This window comes from Paraburkholderia aromaticivorans (assembly GCF_002278075.1).
Classification (GTDB): domain Bacteria; phylum Pseudomonadota; class Gammaproteobacteria; order Burkholderiales; family Burkholderiaceae; genus Paraburkholderia; species Paraburkholderia aromaticivorans.
On sequence record NZ_CP022991.1, the window covers coordinates 461,555 to 482,917 of the forward strand.

Below are 21,363 nucleotides of genomic sequence, written 5' to 3' on the forward strand. Positions count from 1 at the left end.
ACCCCTCCCGACACCATCAGGCCAGATCGCGTCCCCCGGTCTCTTCGAGCATCATCACGGCACCAAGAGAAATGACGACGCATGCGATCATGTACCATGCCGGCGCCATCGTATTGCCCGTTACCTTGATGAGCCACGCAACCACGAGTTGTGCCGTGCCGCCGAACACCGACACCGCTACGGCATACGCGCTTGCCAGATACCCTGCGCGCACATGTTTCGGGAAGTTCTCAGGCATGAGCGCATAGGCCGGCGCCGAACCCATCGTGTAGAAGAACATCAAGAGAACGATCAGGCTGATGACGACAGGCAACGTCGGAAACTGGTTCATCAGCCAGAATGCGGGATACAGCAGCGCGATGAGCGCCACGCGTCCGAATACGGTCAACGGTTTTCTGCGGCCCATGCGGTCCGACAGCGCGCCCCAGACCGGGCACATGGTCAGGGACACGCATGCGGCGCCAATCGAGACCAGCATCGACAGCTTGGCCGGCATTTTCAGATACTGAATCGAGTAGGTTGGGATGTAGTACATCAGGACGTAGGTCGCGACCGTCATGCCCATGATCGCGAAGACGGTCAAGAACCATTTGCGCACGAGGGCCGGTTCGAAGCGCGACTGCTCCGTTCTGATGGGCTCATCGTCCACGATATGCCGGCGCAGATACACGCCCACGGGCATGATCAACGTGCCGGCCAGAAACGGAACACGCCATCCCCAATCGAGAAGTTCGGCCGCGGTCAATTGATAGGTGAGCAACGCAGCCATGCCCGAGCCGAGCAGCGCGGCCGCGCCCTGGCTCGCCAGTTGCCAGCTGGCGCGAAAGCCGCGCCCCCTGGCGGAGCCCGTTTCCAGCAGCGTCGCAGTGGCCGCGCCGAACTCGCCGCCTTGCGCAAAACCTTGCACGAGGCGTGCTATCACGATTAACGCGGGCGCGGCGATGCCGATCGTCTGGTAGGTCGGCGCGAGCCCGATCGCCGCGGAGCCGACGGCCATCAGGAAGATGGTCAGCGTGAGCGCGGCCCGGCGTCCGTGCTTGTCCGCGTAATGGCCGAGCACGAAGCCGCCGACGGGCCGCGCCACGAAGCCGATCGCGAACGCGGACAACGCCAGCAGCGTCGACACGACGGGATCTTGCGACGGAAAGAAAAGCTTGGCGATGGTCAGCGCGAAAAAGCTATAGACCGTGAAATCGAAGAATTCGAGCAGATTGCCGATGACGGCCGCCACGACAATGCGGGTCTGCGAAATCGCAATCGTGCCGGGCGATGCAAGAGGCTGGGTTGACATGGTTTAGGTCCTCACCGTAGGCGTATTTATGATGGTTCCGTCTGCGCTTTCTGACGCGCGCTCAGATGTTCGACGCCAGAAACCGCTCGACCAGCCGCGTCCAGAACGCGGCGCCGACGGTCAGATTGTCGTCGTTGAAGTCGTACTTCGCGTTGTGCAGCATGGGCGTGTCCATGCCGTTGCCGACGCGCAGGAAGCAGCCCGGCTTCTCCAGCAGGTAAAAGGCGAAGTCCTCGCTGCCGGCGATCGGACCGAAGCCATCGACCACGCGTTCGTCGCCCACTAGTTCGCGTGCGACCTGCAACGCGAATTCAGTTTCTTGAGCGCTGTTGACGAGCACCGGATAGCCGGGCACATAGTCGATATCGACGCTGGCGCCGTGCGCCTGCGCGTGCGCGTTGGCGAGCGCGCGGATGCGTGTTTCGAGCAGCTTGCGCACGCCGGGATCGAACGAGCGCACGCTCAGTTGAAGGCGCGCCGTTTCGGGGATCACGTTAGGCGCGTGTCCCGCATTGAACGCGCCGATCGTGACCACGGCGGACTGCATCGGATCGACGTTGCGCGACACGATGGTCTGCAGCGCCGTCACGAGTCCTGCGCCGATCACGAGCGGATCCGTGGTGAGATGGGGGCGCGCAGCGTGACCGCCGCGGCCGTGAATCGTGATGTCGACGGTATCGCATGCGGCCATGAAGGGGCCGCTGCGGAACATGAACGTGCCCGTCGGCGCGCCCGGATGGTTGTGCAGGCCGAAGATCGCCTCGCAAGGGAAGCGCTCGAACAGACCGTCGGCAATCATGCGTTGCGCGCCGCTATCCGTGCCGATTTCCTCGGCCGGCTGGAAGACGAGATGGACCGTTCCGTCGAAGCGGCGCGTGCGCGCCAGATGCCGCGCCGCGCCAAGGACCATCGCCGTGTGACCGTCGTGGCCACAGGCGTGCATCTTGCCGGGGTGAACGCTGGAATAGGGCAGGCCGGTGGCCTCGGTGATGGGTAGCGCATCCATGTCGGCGCGTACGGCAACGGCCCGCGAGCCCGTTCCCGACTTAAGCGATGCGACCATGCCGGTTCCGCCCAGGCCACGTGTTACTTCGTAGCCCCAACGTTGCAGCGCCTCGGCAATCAGGTCCGCTGTCTGAAACTCGTGATAGGCCAGCTCGGGGTGCTGGTGCAACCGGTGACGAATGTCGCGCAGTTCGTCGTCCAGATCGCTGGTTTCGTTGAGCGTACAAAAATGCGGGGTTTGGGTCATGGGATCGACATACATGAAGAAAGCGAAGCGTCAGTATTTCGCTGCAAAAACGTGCGATCAATGACGTTTCTGGGTCGATAATGTTGACCTGCATGTCAACGGTCAAGAAAATATGTCAACCGAAGCCGATCTCCCTCAGAAAGATGCCCTTAATCCGCGCAGCCTCCGCTATCTGCATGAAATCGCCGTGCATGGTGGCGTGCGGGCGGCGGCGGATGCGCTCGGCATCAATGCGTCGGTAATCAGCCGGCAGGTGACGCAGCTGGAGCGCGCACACGGTGTGGCGCTGCTCGAGCGGCAGGGCCGGCGCGTGGCGCTCACGGAGATCGGCCTGAGCCTTGTCGAGCACTTTCGCGAGAACCGGCGCCGCGACGCCGAGATGCTTATGCAACTGGAGGACTACCGGGGGCTGCGGCGCGGACGGATCGGTATCGGGTGCGGCGAGGGGTTCGTCGGCAATTTGCTGGCCATCGTGCTCGAGCGTTTCAGCGCGCAGTTTCCGGATATCGTCGTCGATCTGCATACAGGCGCGACGTCCGAAATCATCGCGATGGTGCGCAACGATGAGGTCGATCTCGGCCTATGCGCAGGCGGCGCGCGGGACCCGGCGATACGCTCGCGCACGTTTCGCGCCGCGCCGTTCTGCGCGTTCGTGAGCCCCCGTCATCCGTTGGCGGAACTTCAGCGTGTCCGTTTCGAGCAGCTGGCCGACGCCCGCCTGATTTTCATGCCGCCGCGTTTCGGCGTGCAACAGTACGTCGATTCGATTATTCGCGCGGAGCGGCTCAGTCTGACGCCAGCTTACCGGTGCGATATGTTCGCCGCGGCGCAGGCGATCGCGGCGGCGGGTCTCGGCGTCGCGTTCATGTCGACCGATGCCGCGCGGCAATATATCGACGCGGGCAAACTCGTTGCGCTAGAAATCGATCATCCGATCGCACGCGAGTTCAGCAATCAGGTGGTACGCCGGGTTGGTCGGCGCCTGTCGCCTGCTGCCGCGTTCTTGTGGAAGCAGCTGGTGGAGGCGATGCAAAGAGGCTGGGCGGCCGGTGCGGCCGGGAAAGGTCGATGAACAGAGGGAGGTATTGGCAGACGCGACCTGCGTGCTGCATGTTTCGGTGATGACCTTCATCCCGCGTTCTTGCGTGGGTTGTCGGCGGCCGTGCGGCAGGCTGCCGGCGCCATGTGCCATGTGCCATGTGCCATGTGCCGCTACAACTGGCTCTCAATCGCGGATTTATCGATAACCGACCAGACTTGCTGAATCTTGTCGCCGCCAAATTCATAGAAGACGTTCTCTGCGAACTTGACTCGTTTCCCTTGCACGGGAAGGCCAAGAAACGTACCGATCGGCGTGCAGTCGAAATGCAGTCGGCTGGCAATATGCGGCGGTTCGCAAATGAGAAGTCGAATCTCGAAGCGTAGGTCCGGGATTTCACGAAAATCTCTCTCAAGCATCTCGCGATAGCCTGACAAACCGATCCGTTCGCCGTTGTATCGCACATCGCCGCCAACAAAGTCCCCGAGCTGTGACCAGTCCTGCTTGTTCAGGCAGGCAATATAGCGCCGGTAGATTCCGGAAAGGTTACTTTCGCCCATTGCTATCGTTCACCATGCTTAGAGAGATCAGCTCATTTTCAACGATCCGAGCCATGATGTCGAATGGCCGGAAATGGCCGGAAATGGCCGAGGCCGATTACCGCCGCCTCGCCCTGTGTCGAACGAAATCGTGTGTCCGCCAAGGCTGGCCCGACGCGCACGCTGCAACACCGAGAATTGATACTTTTGATTCGGTCCACCGGCCCCGATAGCGGTCGCCCGACCAACGAGCCTCACCGTCGCGAAGGTTTTCCGCCCGGATCAGGCGGTTCGTGTCACGGCCGGCATCCGGGCGTCATATCCTGCACCGGCTATCATACTTTGCTGTCTTCTCGTTTCACGTCCGCCATGGCCTCAGGCTCTAACTCTTCCGCGGACCGGTTCAGGTGGACAAAAATCCCCCAGGAGGCAAGAAGCAAGGCTGTCGACGCAATCAGCCCGGCCGCATAGCGAAGCTGCGATGGATCCTGATGAAGCGCTTTGAACGTTGCCACGAGCCCTTCGATGGCGAGCGCGACGACAACCACCACCAGGAAGCGCGACATGAAACGCCGAACCCGCGTCGGCGCACTCACGTCAGCCTCCCGTATGACCTCTTCCTCTACGATGGTCTCGGCGATCTGCAAAGCGACAACGGCGCCTGCCAGGAGCCCCAAAGCTTCGATAATGGATTGAGCGCTTCCCTGATCCCATTGACTCGCAAATGCAGTCGATCCGACACGCGCCGCAATCGCAATCAACATTAGCGCGGCGCAGGTGAAGAGAGCAGCCATCAGCCCATGGACGATCGTAAAGAACCGCAAAAAGAACTTCATCTTTTTGGCTCCCTTGAATTGCAAGTGGATGATCCATGCCGTGCTCCATGGCTTACTGAAAGGCGCGCCGGCAGGGCTGATTGTAGAGGCCGACCGGATGGCCCTGACAATGGGGCCAAACCCGCGCTTGGCACATTATCATTTCGGAGCGCCAGCGCTGGACACAGGTCCCGGACCGTTCCTGGCGTGCCGGGTAGGCGAACCAGCGTAGTCTGCCGAGCCGGCGTGAGATCAAACTATTGCCATGCCTGCGCGCCAAACCCGGCTAGCCGGACAACGGTGACGCATAACAACGGAGACCGGGCGAAGAAGGATGGGTCGTGTCGACCGTGGACATTCGCGCTCGCTGGGTAGGGGGCTTATGTATTGGTGGGTGAAATAGAAGGTGAGGTCGGCAATTGCATGCCCATTCCGAAGAATCGCAGTCTCCGCGCACCCTCCGGATAGCGCGCCGACGCGGCTGAAATCGCGGAGGCGTGTCGTCGACTTCCCATAACGGGCCGAGAATGCGAGCGTCGAAGCTAAAGGGACCCTGCCGCGACGCAATGAATCAAAGACCCGCCATGTTCTGTTCTTTCGGTTCGATGGCGCCCAGCTTCTTGACGACCTCGAACCGGCCGCCCGCCGCTTGGGCGATGTACATGTTCATGCGGACGTGATGCTGCCCAGGCACCATCTCCGCCGGGCCGCCGGGTCCTTGCGCGATCTTCGCGTGGTCGAGCGCCGCGATCACTTTATCCTGATCGATGGTGTCCGCCTCGCGCACCGCCGCCTCCCAGAGCTTCATGCCGCGATAGAGACCGGTGCAGGCACTGCCGGCGGTGAACTGCGCGCTGCCGGGAAAGAGTTCGTTGTAGCGCGCGAGCAGATCGCAGCTGAATGGATCGTCGAGTGCCTGGTAATAGTCGAGGCAGCCGTAGAGACCTTCGACTTGCCCGGCCGGCACCAGATTGAGAAAGTTCTCGTCGAAGTAGGTGCAGACGAGCTTACCGCCTCGCTTCTGGAAGCCGGAGCGGTAGAGCTCCTCGAAGAACGGCGTGAGCCCTGGCGGGACGATGGTATGGAAAACTACGTCGGCACCGCTGGCCACGATCTTTCTCACTGTCTCGCGATAGTCTGTGTGATCGAGCGGATAGTATTCCTCCCCGACGATCTGGCCGCCGTTTGCGGTAACGAGCTCACGCACCTTCCTGTTCATCACATGTGGCCAGATGTAGTCGGCCGAAGGCAGATAGAACGTCTTCGCCCCCGTCGTCTGCATGAGCCAGGGAATGAGCGGTTCGAGCTGCTGTGCCGGTACCGGGCCGGTGCAGAAGACTAGCGGGTCCGCCTCCTGACCTTCGTACTGCTCGGGGTAGATGTATAGCTTGCCGTTCTTCTTGACGGGGCCCTTGATCGCCTGTCGCGTGGAGCTGTAGATTCCGCCGAGCAGCACGTCGACCCGATCGCGCTCGATCAGCCTGGTGGCCTTCGCCGTTGCCACGCTATCCGTAGTCGCGCCGTCCTCAAGACAGAGCGCGAGTTGCCGCCCGAGCAGACCCCCGCTCGCATTGATGTCGTCGATCACCATTTTTGCCACGTTGGCATCGGCGATGCCCATGAACGAGAGTGCGCCGGTCTGCTCGGCGACGACTCCGATCTTTATGGCGGATTGGGTCATGACGTCCTCCTGATCTCCCCCCGGCTGGCAACCTTCCAGGCGACCGCTGTGGAGCGCGATTACATCGACACCATCGAAGCAGTATAGGACGAGTAACCGCAACATTTTCCAATTTCGACCGCTCGGCCCAGCGGCGGCAATTGGCCGATTGCTGGTGGCCGACTCGTCCCGTACCCTTCAGCGCGAAGGCTAGGCGCGTTCGACACTGTCTGCGAGCGCGCGCAACAAGGCTGCCCCATCGCCGCGCCAGGCGCTGCCGTGCATGCAGGCCAGCGTGGTCGGCTGCAATGCAGCAAGGCGCTCCAGCATTGCGCGGGCGTTCCTCGTATGTGAGAAGTAGTCCATCTCGTGACGGAATGCCTCGCTCGGCTCGAGGATATCGCCCTCGGTAAGCGGCGGGTTATGTGAGCCGCCCTGGGTAAACAAGTCGCCACAGAGTAAGGTTGCCGACGCTGTCTCCATGAGAAACCCGCATTCCCACGCGTGCGGCAAATGCGGCGTATCAAGCCAGCGCACGCTATGCTGCCCTAACGGGATTGTCTCGTCGTCAGCCAGCGCTCGCGGCGGCCGGTCAGCATAATCACTCACCGAAACCATGGCCGCTATCTGGCCGCAAATGGGCTCCGCATGCGGCGCTGCAGCGAGAAATTCATTGAGTGCGCCGCATTCGTCGGCTTCGAAATGTGAGAATCCGACATAACGCAAACGATCGATTGGTATGATTCGCTCCACTGCTTCCCGGACGACCGGAAACAGCCTGCGCAGACCAGTATGAAATAACAGCGGATCGTCGTCGTCGATCAGGTACTGGTTGAACGAGAATCCGCCGCCACCGGGAATCTGGACGGGCGTGGAGATGCGATAGATGCGCTCCGAAATCTCGTGGATTGTGGTATCGCTTGAAAGGGATAGGGCTGCCATGGTGCGCTCCTTTCCTGGGTGACCGACGTAGTCCAGCTTCGGTCAAATCGACGGTGCACGTTTGCCGATTGTCGATCATTCAGGTACTGATGTCCAATGAGCACTTCTGGCTCAGTCCGACACAATCGACATCGATCTGGAAATCGCCGACAATCGACAACCGCCTCGATCCTCGCGTTTCACCCAGAACCATGCGTAATATCGCCTATCTGCTTATCTCGATCGTGCTTGCCTTGCCGTTCTCGGCACTGGCGCTCGGCAACGACAATCCAGAGTACGATCAATGCATTCTACTTTCGCTCAGAAACAGCGAGAGCCGCATAGCGGCGGGCGCAATCAAAGACTCGTGCGACGCGCTCTACAGAAACAGCGCGCTGCTATTACCTCGCGAAAAATCGTATTACGCGTGTGTCCTGCAGAATGTACAGGGCGTGAGGGACGCGTTTGCGGTTCACGAAATCCAGCGAGCATGCCGACGCCAGAATCAGATGTGAAATGTGCCGGCTAAGGTGTGCATGCACGCTCCGGTGCAGCTTGGGATGAGGTGGTTACCGGTCGACTTGCAACGGATCAGCTGTACGTTGCGCAGCGGACCGCGCGCGGCCCAAGGGGACACTCCCCAAGGTGGTATCAATCGTGGGCAACCCACCGTGAGTCGGTGATTCGGACAAACGCGGGTCCCTGAACGGAGACCTGCGACTCTGTCGCCATCCCAATCTGGCAGGGGGACCGCAAAGCCTGTCATTCCCTGCACAACATAGGGTCATCACAGTCCGCACAAGAACATCGCGTAGACTCGTCGCGAAATGAACTCCAGTTTCGCGGATGCAGAAATGATGCCGTTACGCCGATCGATCGAGACTTATATTTTTGCCAAAGATCGCAACCGCCCGCATCTGCTCTCCCGGGCATTCTCTGCTGACGCGGAACTCGTCATCGATGTCAAAACCGATGAGATAACGTTTCCGACGACAACGAAAGGCCTGCCCGGCATATCGGCTGTTGTGGTCAGTGAGTTCGCACAACGTTATGAAAATATCTATACCTTTTGCATGGAAATTCCGCCGGATGGAGCGGCCGCATTTCGCTGCAATTGGCTCGTCTGCATGACGGAGAAACTTTCGGGCGCAGTGCGGGTAGGCTTCGGGAACTACGAATGGTGTTGTCGAGACGATTCCAACTTGATCTCAAGGCTCAAGATCACGATCGAGGAGATGAGGAACTTGCCGGGCGAACTAGGTGACTCGATTCTTGAATGGGCCAGCATGCTTCCATATCCTTGGTGCTCTCCCGATTTGCTGCTGCAAAACGCCCCGGACATCCCGGTCATCCAGGAGATCGTGGCGAGTCTCGCGCACTGTCAATCTGGGCCGGCTGACCTTGCCGGAGGCCACTGATGGCGTGGCGAGGCGAGTCGTCAAGCGCTACCGAAATGACCGTTTCGTGAAAGTGCGGCCGTCCGCGGTGGGCCGTTACCATCGACATTCCGGCGCCCTGGAAGCTAAGTAGTTACGCAGCGCGTGAACGGAAGAGGGCGTCCGTGCAGCAATGGGCCAACTGGACCGGCCTCCGCTTTGACTGCCGACGTGAGGACAAGACTTGCCACACCCGCGCCGGGCTGACAAAGCAGCATTCGATGCCGCGCACCGGTCCGCGCTCAGGACTGCCTTAGCGAGGTGAGGCGGGCCCTATCGGACAGGGCTTCTGAGGATAGAGCAAGAGCGGCTAGGCGCAATGTCTTGAACATGAGCGACCATAACGCAAGTCGCACAATCCAGATATCCAGACCATGCAAGCTCACGTTGACGCCACTTGCGCATACACGAAGCGCTTCGATGCCGTGCTCGCGTACATCGAAACGAACATCGAGGGCGACCTGTCTGTGGAAGCGCTAAGCCGCGTCGCGAACTTCTCCAGGTTCCATTTTCATCGACAGTTTGCCGCATATGTGGGAGTGCCGGTCGCACGCTTCGTGCAGCTGATGCGCTTGCGCAAGGCCGCCCAGCGCCTGGCTTCACGCGAATTCTGTTCGGTGCTCGACGCCGCGCTCGACGCGGGCTTTGACAGCCCCGAAGCCTTCAGCCGGGCTTTCAAGCGTGCGTTTGGCGTGACGCCGAGCTCGTTTCGCCAGCATCCGAATTGGCAGATCTGGAGCGCGACTTTTGTCGTCCCCTATCTTTCGAGGAAACTCACCATGCAAGTACGGATTGTCGATTTTTTGGAAACTCGCGTCGCCGCGCTTGAACACTGCGGATCGATCGGGCTCGTCAACGAAAGCGTGCGCAAGTTCGTCGACTGGCGTAAGCAAAGTGGGCAGTCTCCCATTGCGTCGAGCAGAACGTTTGGTATCCCGCGCAATAACCCTGACACGACGCCGGCAGATGCGTTTCGCTTCGACATCTGCGGAGAAATCGACGAGCCAGTGGCCGCGAACGCCTACAATATCCACGAACTCGTCATTCCGGGCGGTCGATGCGCGGTGGTTCGACATATTGGATCGACCGACCACATCGGCGAAACAATCTATCCGATCTATCGTGACTGGCTTCCCGGAAGCGGAGAGGAACTGCGGGACCATCCACTGTTCTTTCACTACCTGAGCGTCTCTCCGGAAACGCCGCAGGACCAGTGGCAGACCGATATCTACATTCCCCTCGTGTAACAGATTGCCGAGGCGCGGGAGGCAGTGGTTGGGCAGGGATTGACGATTGCGGACTGCGGCTATCCCGTGCCCGTGGTGTGATCTGCATCTCTGGTTCGATGCGACGAGGAGTTGCAAAGTCTCAATGCCGAACATGGAGGAAACGCATGAAAGTCAAAAGAATAGTTGCAAACATCGAGACGCAAGAAGTGAATGACGCGAAGCGGTTCTACCAGGATATATTTGGTCTTGAACTATTGTTCACCTGGGCGTCGACCTGGGCGATGTCGTGACAAAGGCTACGCTCGCCGAGGCACTAAAAATCGCGTTGCGGCGCGTCGGCATGACGGTGACCAAGATCGCCGCTTTGAAGCAGGACAATTGAAATGGAGCAGATCCCTGTCCTCAAGCTTGGCGAATTTCTGCTCGTGTCAATTCAGGTTGAACTGCACGATGAATTGGTGCTGAGCTTGCAGGACGACTTAACGTTGCGAATCGAGAAGACCCGTGCAAAAGGAGTATTGATCGACATCTCCGCTCTGGAAATTGTCGATTCGTTTATCGGTCGAACGCTGGGTCGTATTGCCGCCATGGCGCGTGTGATGGACGCCACCACCGTATTGGTGGGCATGCGGCCTGCTGTGGCTATTACGCTGGTTGAACTGGGGATGTCTAAGGTATCCGCACGGCACTCGATGTCGACAAGGGGACGGTTTTGCTGCGCAAGTCGCTTGACGACGCGGGAGACCACTCATCGTTACCCTAAGCGAAGCCGTTCTGGACATTCGCTCGCCCGATCAGGTCAACCTGGCCCGCAAGACGGTTCAGGATTGGGCTACGCGGCTGGCCTTCGGTACGCTCGATCGAACCAAATTCGTTACCGCGGCGAGCGAACTCGCACGTAATACGCTCGTGCATGGCCAAGGGGGGACGCTTACTATATCTGAGGTCGAGCGCGATGGGCGGGTTGGAATCAAACTCGTTTTCGAGGACAACGGGCCAGGTATCCCGGATATCGAACGGGCGCTTCAGGACGGCTTCAGTACAGCCAGGAGCATGGGGTTGGGGTTGGGCGGCGCACGCCGGCTTGTCAACGAGTTCGACATTTCGTCGACAGTGGGTGGCGGTACGAGAGTGAGCATTATTCAATGGAAACGACGCTAAGCCTCGGCGACAAAAGCGGCGTGGCAGACGCGCGCAGGCGCGCGATGCATATGGCGCAATCCGTCGGCCTTTCGGAGAAATCGCAGGCAGACGTGGCATTAATTGTGACCGAGGCTGCGACTAACATTCTCAAATATGCCGGCCACGGCGAGATCTCCCTGAAAAGCGCCAGCGAAGACGGGGCCAACAGGCTGGATGTGTTCGCGCTCGATCGAGGCCCCGGTATCGGCAATCTTGGCGCGGCATGTTCCGACGGTTTTTCTACCGGCGGCAGCCTTGGCGCTGGACTCGGAACCATCGCACGGCATTCGACGCTCTTCGACGTGTGTTCGATCGCCGGCAGCGGCACCGCATTATTTGCGCGTGTCGGTGAAGGAGCCGTGGCACAACGCTCGCCGTTTCTGGTCGGCACGAGGGCAACGCCTAAGCTGGGTCAGACTGTAAGCGGCGATGCATGGGCAGTGCGTCACGCGGGAGACAGCATGTGGCTGACGTTGATCGACGGCCTTGGCCATGGTCCGCTTGCAGCCGAAGCGTCACGGCGGGCGGTCGACGTCTTCATGGCGTCCGATCCGAGCGGATCGCCAGCCGATATGCTGCGCAATGTCCATCTGGGCATTAAAGGCACGCGTGGAGCGGTGATGGCAATCGCCAAATTGGACCCGGTCAACTTCATGCTGTCGTTTGCGGGTGTGGGTAATATCATCGCCATCGTCCATGGCGGAGAGACTTCGCAGCATCTGCTTTCGACCGACGGGACCGTCGGCTACAACATGCGCGTAGTCCGGCATACGGAAGCCCGTTGGGTGCCCGGCAGCGTATTCATTGCCACCACGGACGGACTTTCCACGCGCTGGAATCTCAACCGCCATCCCGGATTGACAAGCCGGCATCCGAGTCTTATTGCGAGTGTGCTGCATCGTGACTTCGCACGCGACGTGGACGATGCGACTGTCGTCGTCGTGAAGGCGCTTTGATATGCGGCATCGAATCCTCGCGACGCCCGTCAGTTCCAATTTGAGTCTCGTGGCGGTACGCGATCGGTCGCGTCAGCTCGGCGAACTGTTCGGTCTTGACAGCGTGCAGCGTACGCGCTTCATCACGGCCGTCTCGGAGATATCGCGTAATGCGATCCAGTTCGGCGGTGGCGGCACGCTGACCTTCTTCGTGGGCGATGCGACGGACGCGGCCGAAACGCAGTGTGTCGTCGCGCAGATTAGCGACAAAGGGCCCGGCATTGCCAATCTGGAGACGGTGTTGCTCAACTCCGGCCAGCGGCCCGGCGCGACCGGCGTAGGCATTCCTGGCAGCCGGCGTATGACCGATGGTTTCTTTATTGAGTCGCAACCCGGCAAAGGCACGACCGTGACGCTGGAGATGTTCCTGCCACGTGGCACGGGACGTCTGTCGGTGCGCGACCTTGGCGGCCTCGTCGACCGGCTTACCCAGCGAAAGCCTCAGAGTCCCGTGGAAGAACTCGAGCAGCAAAACCGGGAAATGCTGCTCGCACTTGAGGAGCTTCGCCGCAAGCAGACCGAACTCGAGGAAGCGGATATCCGCAAGAACGAGTTTCTCGCCATGCTCGCACACGAGTTGCGCAATCCGCTCGCCGCCATTTCGCTTTCGCTCGAACTCGAAGCGCATGCCGGTGAAAGCCGTGGGGAGCATACCCTGGCCGTCATTGGGCGGCATACCGCGCAGCTATCGCGGATGGTCGACGACCTGCTCGATGTTTCACGGCTGACGCGTGGGAAGGTGGAACTGCAGACTGAGGTTGTACGGATCGATACGCTTATCGACGGTGGGATCGAGATGGCCGCGGCCGAAATCAGGCGGCGGGGACACCGCATCCAGACGGAGTATCCGCCCGAACAGGTGCGGGTCCGAGTCGACGTCGCGCGGCTCAAGCAGGTGTTCACCAACATCCATCCACAATGCAGCGCGCTACACGTCGCAGCCCGATTCCATTGCAATTTCCGTCACGCGCGTTGGTAGCGAGGTCGAGATCGCATTTACGGATCACGGTATCGGAATCGATCCCGCCATGCTGCCGAGGGTGTTCGACTTGTTTGCCCAGGCGGGCGGCGGAATCGGCCGCCAGGACGCCGGGCCTGGCATCGGGCTGACCGTCGTGCAGCGGCTTGTACACGATCACGGTGGATCGGTTAAAGCCTATAGCGAGGGGTTCGGCAAGGGCACACGGGTCGTCGTGACGCTGCCCACTGTCAATGAAGAGCTTGTGGACACTCCAAGTCTCGTATCAGCCGGAAAAAGGGTTGGCGAAGAGCACAAAGTGCTGGTCGTTGACGACAACCGGGACTCCGCTGACGCGTTGGCCGCGTTGCTCGAAATGCATGGGCATCGTTGCATGGTTGCATACGACGGTGCATCAGCGCTGAAAATTGCCGGCACGTTTGAAGCGTCTGTCGGTTTTCTCGATCTTGGCCTGCCCGATATGTCTGGGTTCGACCTCGCGAAGCATTTGCTTGGCGGCGAGTCAACATCGCCGACGCTGGTCGCAATGAGCGGGTATTCCACTGAAGCGTTTCGAGCAGAGGCGAGTGAAGCCGGGTTTAGCCACTTCTTTACGAAGCCCGTCCCGATCGAGGCCCTGTTGGACTATCTGGCAGGGATCTGAGAAAGAAGGTCGCGCTCAACGGGACGGTGACGCCGGTTTCGAAAGAAATCGTCACGGCTATTCGTTGATTTGTTGAGCCATATGCGCCGGTGCAGGGTTTCAGTGAGCCGTCGCCAGGTGGCCAGTCGGGAGTTCGCAAAATGATTCGTAAGTATGATCCGGGTGGGCAGACTGCGAATGGTGCGAGTGCCGCATTCGGGTTTTCACTGAGTCGAATCATTGTCGATTTGCCGTCGTATCGCGCGTCGTGTGGATGAGGAGCAAACTACCAACTGGCTTCGAATCCACATCACTTGAAGCGCCGACGGAGATGACAATGACTAGGGTAAGAGTTGCCGGGTTTAGTGTCTCGCTTGACGGCTTTGCCGCGGGAACCGATCAGAGTCTGGATCACCCGCTTGGGGTTCGCGGCGAGGAAATTTTTCAGTGGTTTTTCCCGACGCGGACGTTCTGTCAGATGCTGGGCAAAGAAGGTGGCGAAACGGGCCTTGATGACCGATTCGCGCAACGAGCAATGGAAGGGTTCGGTGCCTTCATTCTCGGTCGCAACATGTTCGGCCCTGTTCGCGGGGAATGGCCGGACGATCGATGGAAAGGCTGGTGGGGTGACAATCCACCGTATCATGCGCCGACCTTCGTACTCACGCACCATCCGCGACCGTCAATCGAGATGCTAGGCGGAACCACATTTCATTTTGTTTCTGGCGGCATTGAGGATGCGTTGGACAAGGCGCGCGAAGCGGCGGGCGGAAAGGACGTGAAGATTGGCGGCGGAGCCGAGACCGTGAAGCAATACGTTCAGGCCGGCTACGTGGACGAGATTCACCTCGCCTTTGCTCCGGTTGCGCTTGGCCAGGGGGAACCGCTCTTTAGCGGACTGGATCTCCGCGCGCTGGGATATCGGACAGTCGAGCATGTACCCACGGACCGAGCCACCCACATTGTCCTCGCGAAGTGAACCGAGAATCGGCCGTCCGCGCAATTTCCTGCAGAGGACGGTCGCTCTGCTCCTGTGGAATTGACCGCAACTGCTACTTTTGCACGGATCCCTCCTGTCCGAAGATATCCGCATCGGTAGTCTTTCCGGAGGAAAATCATGGAATTCGTCCGCATGGTCTGTATGGTCCTGGCCAGCTTCTTCGGCGTACGCAAGCGTTCCAATCATGAGGCAGATCTGGCCAACGTCAACATGGTATTGCTGCCGTTTGTCGCAGTAGCACTCGCTCTGATGATTGGTTTGCTCATCTTCGGCGCTGTTCATCTGATTGTCGATGGGACGAGCTCCTCCCAAGGATTCTGATAGGGACCCATCGGCAGCCAGGCGAGAAGGCGGTTGCGGTCTGCTCAACGAAGTCGCACCTCACACGACCACCTTCCGTCAAAGGACTAAACCGCTCGCGCGGTATGGGGCTCCGGTCCAATGCTAGTGGTTCTGGAGAGGAAGCCGACTCTGTTTTCATGCTGAAGGGCGAGGCAATCCGCCTCGTCGTTCAACGGGAGCAGAGTCATGACCCACACACCTCAGCCCATCAGTCCGCTGCGCCAGCGCATGACCGACGACATGCGCATGCGTCAGCTCGCACCGAAGACGCAGGCCGGTTATCTGCGTGTCGTACGCGAGTTCACGCGCTTTCTCGGACGCTCTCCTGACACCGCCACCGTCGAGGACCTGCGGCGCTACCAGTTGCATCTGGTCGACCAAGGCGTGTCACCCGTGTCGCTCAATGCGGCGATCACCGGACTGAAGTTCTTCTTCGAGATCACGCTCCACGAGCCCGACCTGATGGCACGCATGCAACCCGTGCGCGTGCCTCGCGTCCTGCCGGTCGTGCTCAGCCCGGACGAAGTGGGCCGCCTGATTGCCGCCACCGGCAATCTGAAGCACCAGACCGCACTATCGGTCGCCTACGGTGCCGGCCTGCGCGCCAGTGAAGTGGTGGCGTTGAAGGTCGGCGACGTCGACGGCCAGCGCATGACCCTGCGCATTGAACAGGGCAAGGGCCGCAAGGATCGTTACGCCATGCTCTCGCCGGTGCTGCTTGAACGCCTGCGTGTCTGGTGGCGAGTGGCGCACACGCAGGGCCGGATGCTGGAGCGCGGCTGGCTGTTTCCGGGCCTCGATCCGGTCGATCCGCTCAGCACGCGGCAGCTCAACCGCGCCATCCATGCCGCCGCCGAGGCCGCGAACATCAACAAGCGTGTCTCGATGCACACGCTACGCCACAGCTTTGCGACCCACCTGCTGGAGCAGAAGGTCGACATCCGCGTGATCCAGGTTCTGCTGGGGCACAAGAAGCTGGAGACGACAGCACTCTATGCGCAGGTCGCCACCGACCTGCTGCGCGAGGTGATCAGTCCGCTGGAGAAACTGCAGAACAACGGCTGAACGCGGCGCACAGCCGTGCCCGAAGTCGCGGACGTGTTCCGCGCGCATGGGCCCGTGTGGCGACAGACCGCACAGCTGAGTCTGGGACAGCTGAAGGTCATGTCGGCGATCGAACAGTGCCGCAGCGCGGCGCTGGGTGGTCACGTGTTGCGCTGTTCCGGCTGCGAGCAGATCGAGGTTGCCTACAACTCCTGCCGTAACCGCCATTGCCCGAAGTGCCAGGCGAGCGCCGCGCACCGTTGGCTCGAAGCACGTCAGGCCGATCTGCTACCGGTCGAGTACTACCATGTCGTCTTTACATTGCCCGCCACGATCAGCGCGATCGCCTGGTACAACAAAGCGGTGCTCTACGGCCTGCTGTTCGACGTTGCCGCCGAAACCCTGCGCACTATCGCCGCCGACACAAAGCATCTGGGCGCGCAGGTCGGCGCGACACTCGTGCTGCACACGTGGGGCTCGGCGCTCACGCACCATCCTCACGTACACGGCATCGTTCCCGGCGGAGGCCTCTCGCCAGACGGTGAGCGGTGGGTCGCCTGCCGGCCCGGCTTCTTCCTGCCGGTACGTGTGCTGTCGCGGCTGTTCCGGCGGCGCTTCCTGGAAGAGCTCACCCATGCACATCGCCGGGGCCAGTTGCGTTTCTTTGGTGAGTACGCCGGGCTTGCCGATCCCACTGCCTTCGCACAGTGGCTCGCGCCGCTGCGTACGTGCGAATGGGTCGTATATGCGAAGCGCCCGTTCGCGGGACCGAAAGCGGTGCTTGCGTATCTGTCGCGCTACACGCATCGCGTGGCCATCTCCAATCAGCGGCTCATAGCACTCGACGAACGCGGCGTGACCTTCCGATGGAAGGACTATCGGGCCAGCGGCCGCACACGCCAGAAGACGATGACGCTTGAGCCACAGGAATTCATGCGGCGTTTCCTGCTGCATGTACTGCCTGTCGGCTTCCATCGGATTCGCCACTATGGTCTGCTGGCCAATCCCGTGCGTCGGCAGAATCTGGCTGCGATACGGGCGCTGCTAGACGTGCCAGCTTCCATTATTGTGAGCGAAGGTCCGTCACCGGGCACTCCCGCCCCGAAGTTCGTCTGCCGGCATTGCGGCGCGCCGATGATCATCATCGACATCCTCCTGCGCAGCCACCCAATTCGCGCTCCGCCCACTTGCCGAAGCAACGTATGAAGACGAATCACCCTGGCTGTCCAGACCGACTGTCGGCTCTTCGGCAACGAGCGCCCGGAGAAGACGCTTGTGCCTGTCGTTACCAGCAGACCTTGCCGCGCTCGCGACACCTCTACAGACGTGCAGCATGGATGCAGCAGAATCTTTACGCGACCACCAAACCCTCGCTTCGACTGAAGATTGTGAGTCTCTGCAGTTCATGAGAGCACTTAAATCCCCATAGCAGCGCAATATTCCTGCCGTCCTGGTCCACTCCGCGGTTTCCTCCCTCGAGCGTTGTCCAACGCCTGCCCGCATCCCTCGTCGTGTACTCACGCGGTGGCAGACATGGGCAGGCGTCGAACAACGCTTAACACTCATGGACCTCCGGGTCATCAAGGATTTCGGCGAGTGACGCAATCGCGTTTTCGAAGCGGGCTTCCCAAGGATGTCCGAAGTTGAGCCGGACGCAGTTCTGGAAAGCGTGTCTTGCTGAGAACATGGGGCCTGGCGCAATGCTGATGCCCCGTTCGCTCGCAAGCGCATGAAGCTCCATTGCTCTAACGGATTGCGCAAGCTGTAGCCAGAGCATGTAACCGCCGTCCGGACGCGTCCATCTGACCGAGCTGGGCAGCCACTTATGCAGTGCGGTCTCCATCTGCTCAAGCTGCACGTGAAGCGACGACCGTAGCGAGCGCAGGTGCTTGTCATATCCGCCATGTTCCAGGTAGTCGGCGACACCCGCTTGCGCCGGGATACACGCAGACAGCGTTGTCATCAGCTTGAGCCGGCGTACCTTGTCAGCGTACCGTCCAGCCGTTGCCCAGCCAATTCGATAACCGGGCGCGAGCGTTTTCGAGAATGAACTGCAGTGCATGACAAGTCCTTCCGTATCGAATGCCTTTGCGGGCAACGGACGCTCGCGGCTGAAGTGGAGTTCCTGATAAACATCGTCCTCGATAAGCGGCACCTGTTTTTCGCGCAGCATCTCGACCAATTTGCGTTTCTTCTCGACAGTCAGCGAGGTCCCCGTCGGATTCTGGAAGTTGGGCATGAACCAGCATGCCCGGATTGGATGTTGCTCGAGCGCATCTCGCAGTGCATCCAGGTCGAGGCCCGACACCGGGTCCACGGGAATTTCGACCGCCCTCAGGTCCAGTCGCTCGATTGCCTGCAGTGCGGCGTAGAAGCCGGGCGATTCGACGGCCACGACGTCGCCCGGGCGGGTCACTGCCATCAGGCACAGATTCAGCGCTTCCAGCGCGCCGCTGGTCACGATGATTTCTTCCGGCGCGACGGCGAACCCCGTCGCAACGTATCGCAGCCGGATTTGTTGACGAAGCTGGTCGCTACCGGGCAAGTCTTCAACCGTACTCCATGGGGTGAGCGAGCGAGTGCCCGCGACCAGCGATTTCAGAAGCCGCGCCGACGGAAAGAGTTTCGGCGAAGGAAATGCAGAGCCCAGCGGCACGATGTCTGGGTGCCGCGTCGATTCCAGTACTGAAAAGACCAGGTCGCTAATATCGACCTTCTTGGGCGCCTCCACCGGCTTTTCAGCGGACACCGCGTTGATCGCGGCGCCGGGCGTTACAAAATAGCCGGAGCGTTCTTCGGCGCGGACCAAGCCCCATTGCTCCAGCAGATAGTAAGCGCGAAAGCCAGTAGATTGACTGACGCCGTATTGCGCGATGATCTGGCGCAAAGACGGAAGCTTGGTCCCGACGGGGATTTGCCCCGCGCGGATCTGCTCTGCAAGATTATTCGCAATGGTTTCGAAGCGATTCATAGGTTGACCCTGCGGCGTGCTGGTGCAGCGGAACCTGGAGCGGCCGCGCCTTCGTGACGTCCCCGGGTCCCCTCGATGTTTGTTTGCCATGCTACCCGGATTTGCAGCTTCTCGAGTCAACGGGCTCATGCAAGCCCTGCTGCTGCGCAAGAAATGACCGCATCTGCTTCTTTCCGCTCATCCGTGCCGACGCTACCGTACCCGTGTGCGTCGCGCGGTACGAGCGCGCGCTAAACCAACTGGAACACGTGACCGGAGAAGCTCCCCACCCATGTACCGATACACCGATTTTGACAAAGCATTCGTTAGAAGCCGTGCCGCCCAGTTTCGGGACCAGTTGGGGCGCTGGCAAAGTGGCCAGTTGAGCGAGGAAGACTTTCGTCCGCTCAGACTACAGAACGGCTGGTACGTGCAGCGACACGCTCCCATGTTGCGCGTGGCCGTGCCTTATGGCGAACTGTCGAGCGCACAGCTGCGCGTCCTGGCGCGCATTGCTCGCGAATACGACGACCCGGCTGCGGACGTGTATCGGAGCGCCATGGACGCGCAGGCACGATTGGGGCCGACGCATCTGCCCACCAATACCGCTCACTTCACAACGCGCACCAATGTCCAGTTCAACTGGATTCCATTGGATAAAGCCGCCGACGTAATGGACCTTCTCGCGTCCGTCGACATGCATGGCATTCAGACCAGCGGAAACTGCATCCGGAACATCTCGTGCGACGAACGCGCCGGCGTGGCGGTCGACGAAATTGCCGACCCTCGGCCTTTCGCTGAGCTAATGCGGCAGTGGACAACCCTCCACCCCGAATTTGCCTACCTGCCGCGTAAATTCAAAATCGCCGTCACCGGCTCGACGGAAGACCGGGCGGCCACCGACTGGCACGACGTCGGGCTTCGACTCACACGCAATGACGCGGACGAGCTGGGGTTTCGTGTCTCAGTGGGTGGCGGTATGGGGCGAACGCCAATGATTGCGACTGTTCTTCGGGAGTTCCTGCCATGGAACCAGATCATGAACTACATCGAAGCAGTCGTGCGCGTTTATAACCGTTACGGTAGGCGCGATAACAAATACAAGGCTCGCATCAAGATTCTGGTCAAAACCGAAGGGCAGCGCTACATCGATGAGGTCGAGGAAGAGTTCCGGCAAATCGTCGAACTGGATGGCGGACCGCACACCATTGCAGATGAGGAACTCGACCGTGTGACCGCCGCATTTGTGCCGCCCGTGGCAACGCGCGAGTCTACCGAGAGTTCCACGGAATCGGCAGCCGTCTCGAACCGTTTCGCGCGATGGGTGCAGCGCAACGTGGCGCCGCACAAGGAACCGGCACTGCGCATCGTGACGCTGTCGTTCAAACGACTCGGCCAGGCGCCCGGAGATGCTTCAGCCGAACAGTTAGAGCGCCTCGCAGACCTGGCGGACCGATTTTCCGGGGGCGAAGCGCGCGTGACCCATACGCAGAATATCGTTCTGCCCTGGGTTGCTGCCGACGACCTCCATGCGTTGTGGCAGGCGGCAAGTGAACTCGGCCTCGCCAGCACGAACATTGGATTGCTGACCGACATGATCGCGTGCCCGGGAGGCGACTTTTGCGCGCTTGCCAATGCGCGTTCGATTCCTATCGCTCAGGCATTGGCCGAGCGGTATCAAGACATCGACGAACTGGATGACATCGGCGACATCGACGTGCATATCAGCGGATGCATCAACTCCTGCGGCCATCACCATAGCGGGCACATTGGCGTGTTGGGCGTCGACAAGGACGGGAAGGAGTGGTACCAGATTACGTTGGGCGGAGCCGACGGAACCCTGGCGAGCGGCGCGGCGCAACCGGGCAGGGTGGTGGGTCCTTCCTTCTCCGCGGCTGAAGTGCCCGATGCAATCGAGGCTATCCTCGGCGCCTACCGAGACCTGCGCGAACATCGAGAACAGGGGCGGTACGAGCGCTTCATTGAAACCTTGCGTCGGACCGGCCTCGACCCCTTCAAAGCGGCCGCGAATGGCGCGCGAGCGAACCACGAGGTGCATGCGTGAAT

At 60.5% G+C, this 21,363-nt stretch carries 20 protein-coding genes and 3 pseudogenes; 16 read left to right on the plus strand and 7 right to left on the minus strand.

Features of this window, described 5'->3' with window-relative positions; translation table 11 throughout:
• Positions 1–16: 16 nt before the first annotated feature.
• Together CJU94_RS35100 and CJU94_RS35105 are read right to left on the minus strand one after the other, a co-directional pair.
• Positions 17–1,291 (minus strand): MFS transporter, encoded by a 1,275-nt coding sequence (locus CJU94_RS35100; protein ID WP_095423239.1) that lies wholly within the window; start codon positions 1,289–1,291, stop codon positions 17–19.
• 61 nt (positions 1,292–1,352) lie between these two features.
• Complete coding sequence (locus tag CJU94_RS35105; protein ID WP_095423420.1) at positions 1,353–2,543, minus strand: M20 aminoacylase family protein; 1,191 nt, start codon at positions 2,541–2,543, stop codon at positions 1,353–1,355.
• Between the two features lie 112 nt (positions 2,544–2,655).
• Here CJU94_RS35105 and CJU94_RS35110 point away from each other — a divergent pair, with 112 nt between their 5' ends.
• Positions 2,656–3,615 (plus strand): LysR family transcriptional regulator, encoded by a 960-nt coding sequence (locus CJU94_RS35110; RefSeq protein ID WP_095423240.1) that lies wholly within the window; start codon positions 2,656–2,658, stop codon positions 3,613–3,615.
• Between the two features lie 140 nt (positions 3,616–3,755).
• On the opposite strand, the gene CJU94_RS35115 is transcribed toward CJU94_RS35110, so the two are convergent.
• From CJU94_RS35115 to CJU94_RS35130, 4 genes are all read right to left on the minus strand, one after another.
• Complete coding sequence (locus CJU94_RS35115) at positions 3,756–4,142, minus strand: ester cyclase (RefSeq protein ID WP_095423241.1); 387 nt, start codon at positions 4,140–4,142, stop codon at positions 3,756–3,758.
• Positions 4,143–4,456: 314 nt separating this feature from the next.
• Positions 4,457–4,957: a hypothetical protein gene (locus tag CJU94_RS35120; protein WP_095423421.1), complete on the minus strand. Its 501-nt coding sequence runs from the start codon at positions 4,955–4,957 to the stop codon at positions 4,457–4,459.
• Between the two features lie 550 nt (positions 4,958–5,507).
• A complete protein-coding gene (locus tag CJU94_RS35125; RefSeq protein WP_095423242.1) occupies positions 5,508–6,617 on the minus strand; it encodes a substrate-binding protein in 1,110 nt (369 codons plus the stop codon).
• Positions 6,618–6,806: 189 nt separating this feature from the next.
• Positions 6,807–7,538 (minus strand): oxygen-binding di-iron domain-containing protein, encoded by a 732-nt coding sequence (locus tag CJU94_RS35130; protein WP_095423243.1) that lies wholly within the window; start codon positions 7,536–7,538, stop codon positions 6,807–6,809.
• A gap of 191 nt (positions 7,539–7,729) precedes the next feature.
• Here CJU94_RS35130 and CJU94_RS35135 point away from each other — a divergent pair, with 191 nt between their 5' ends.
• The 14 genes and pseudogenes from CJU94_RS35135 to CJU94_RS35190 all read left to right on the plus strand — a co-directional run bounded on the left by CJU94_RS35135 (position 7,730) and on the right by CJU94_RS35190 (position 17,552).
• The gene (locus CJU94_RS35135; protein ID WP_095423244.1) at positions 7,730–8,032 is read left to right on the plus strand and encodes a VF_A0006 family four-cysteine protein; all 303 of its coding nucleotides are present in this window, start codon (positions 7,730–7,732) and stop codon (positions 8,030–8,032) included.
• A gap of 312 nt (positions 8,033–8,344) precedes the next feature.
• Entirely contained in the window at positions 8,345–8,935 is a 591-nt protein-coding gene (locus CJU94_RS35140) for a hypothetical protein (protein ID WP_244221115.1), read from the plus strand.
• A 392-nt stretch (positions 8,936–9,327) separates the two neighbouring features.
• Positions 9,328–10,200, plus strand: coding sequence for an AraC family transcriptional regulator (locus tag CJU94_RS35145; RefSeq protein ID WP_095423246.1), 873 nt, complete (start codon positions 9,328–9,330; stop codon positions 10,198–10,200).
• Positions 10,201–10,346: 146 nt separating this feature from the next.
• Positions 10,347–10,460: pseudogene (locus CJU94_RS42355) on the plus strand (glyoxalase); the annotation flags it as partial.
• Positions 10,433–10,564 (plus strand): annotated as a pseudogene (locus tag CJU94_RS42040) (anti-anti-sigma factor); the annotation flags it as partial. The pseudogenes CJU94_RS42355 and CJU94_RS42040, both read left to right, overlap by 28 nt.
• Before the next feature lies 1 nt (position 10,565).
• Positions 10,566–10,945 (plus strand): annotated as a pseudogene (locus CJU94_RS35155) (STAS domain-containing protein).
• An 11-nt stretch (positions 10,946–10,956) separates the two neighbouring features.
• A complete protein-coding gene (locus CJU94_RS35160; protein WP_244221162.1) occupies positions 10,957–11,343 on the plus strand; it encodes an anti-sigma regulatory factor in 387 nt (128 codons plus the stop codon).
• The gene (locus CJU94_RS35165) at positions 11,328–12,320 is read left to right on the plus strand and encodes an ATP-binding SpoIIE family protein phosphatase (protein ID WP_095423248.1); all 993 of its coding nucleotides are present in this window, start codon (positions 11,328–11,330) and stop codon (positions 12,318–12,320) included. Before CJU94_RS35160 ends, CJU94_RS35165 begins: the two co-directional genes overlap by 16 nt.
• Before the next feature lies 1 nt (position 12,321).
• On the plus strand, positions 12,322–13,338 hold the full coding sequence (locus CJU94_RS42045; protein WP_244221116.1) for an ATP-binding protein: 1,017 nt from the start codon (positions 12,322–12,324) through the stop codon (positions 13,336–13,338).
• Positions 13,316–13,981 carry a hybrid sensor histidine kinase/response regulator gene (locus CJU94_RS42050; protein ID WP_244221163.1) on the plus strand — a complete coding sequence of 222 codons (666 nt, stop codon included), beginning with the start codon at positions 13,316–13,318 and terminating at the stop codon, positions 13,979–13,981. The genes CJU94_RS42045 and CJU94_RS42050 overlap by 23 nt, the downstream gene beginning before the upstream one ends.
• Before the next feature lie 316 nt (positions 13,982–14,297).
• Entirely contained in the window at positions 14,298–14,939 is a 642-nt protein-coding gene (locus tag CJU94_RS35175; protein WP_095423249.1) for a dihydrofolate reductase family protein, read from the plus strand.
• A gap of 138 nt (positions 14,940–15,077) precedes the next feature.
• Positions 15,078–15,281, plus strand: coding sequence for a DUF2970 domain-containing protein (locus CJU94_RS35180; RefSeq protein WP_095423250.1), 204 nt, complete (start codon positions 15,078–15,080; stop codon positions 15,279–15,281).
• Between the two features lie 207 nt (positions 15,282–15,488).
• The gene (locus CJU94_RS35185) at positions 15,489–16,367 is read left to right on the plus strand and encodes a tyrosine-type recombinase/integrase (RefSeq protein WP_095423251.1); all 879 of its coding nucleotides are present in this window, start codon (positions 15,489–15,491) and stop codon (positions 16,365–16,367) included.
• A 15-nt stretch (positions 16,368–16,382) separates the two neighbouring features.
• On the plus strand, positions 16,383–17,552 hold the full coding sequence (locus tag CJU94_RS35190) for an IS91 family transposase (RefSeq protein ID WP_095423252.1): 1,170 nt from the start codon (positions 16,383–16,385) through the stop codon (positions 17,550–17,552).
• Between the two features lie 349 nt (positions 17,553–17,901).
• Here CJU94_RS35190 and CJU94_RS35195 read toward each other — a convergent pair whose 3' ends face one another.
• The gene (locus CJU94_RS35195; protein ID WP_095423253.1) at positions 17,902–19,317 is read right to left on the minus strand and encodes an aminotransferase-like domain-containing protein; all 1,416 of its coding nucleotides are present in this window, start codon (positions 19,315–19,317) and stop codon (positions 17,902–17,904) included.
• 271 nt (positions 19,318–19,588) lie between these two features.
• On the opposite strand from CJU94_RS35195, the gene CJU94_RS35200 reads away from it, so the two are divergent.
• The gene (locus CJU94_RS35200) at positions 19,589–21,361 is read left to right on the plus strand and encodes a nitrite/sulfite reductase (protein ID WP_095423254.1); all 1,773 of its coding nucleotides are present in this window, start codon (positions 19,589–19,591) and stop codon (positions 21,359–21,361) included.
• Positions 21,362–21,363 lie beyond the last annotated feature (2 nt).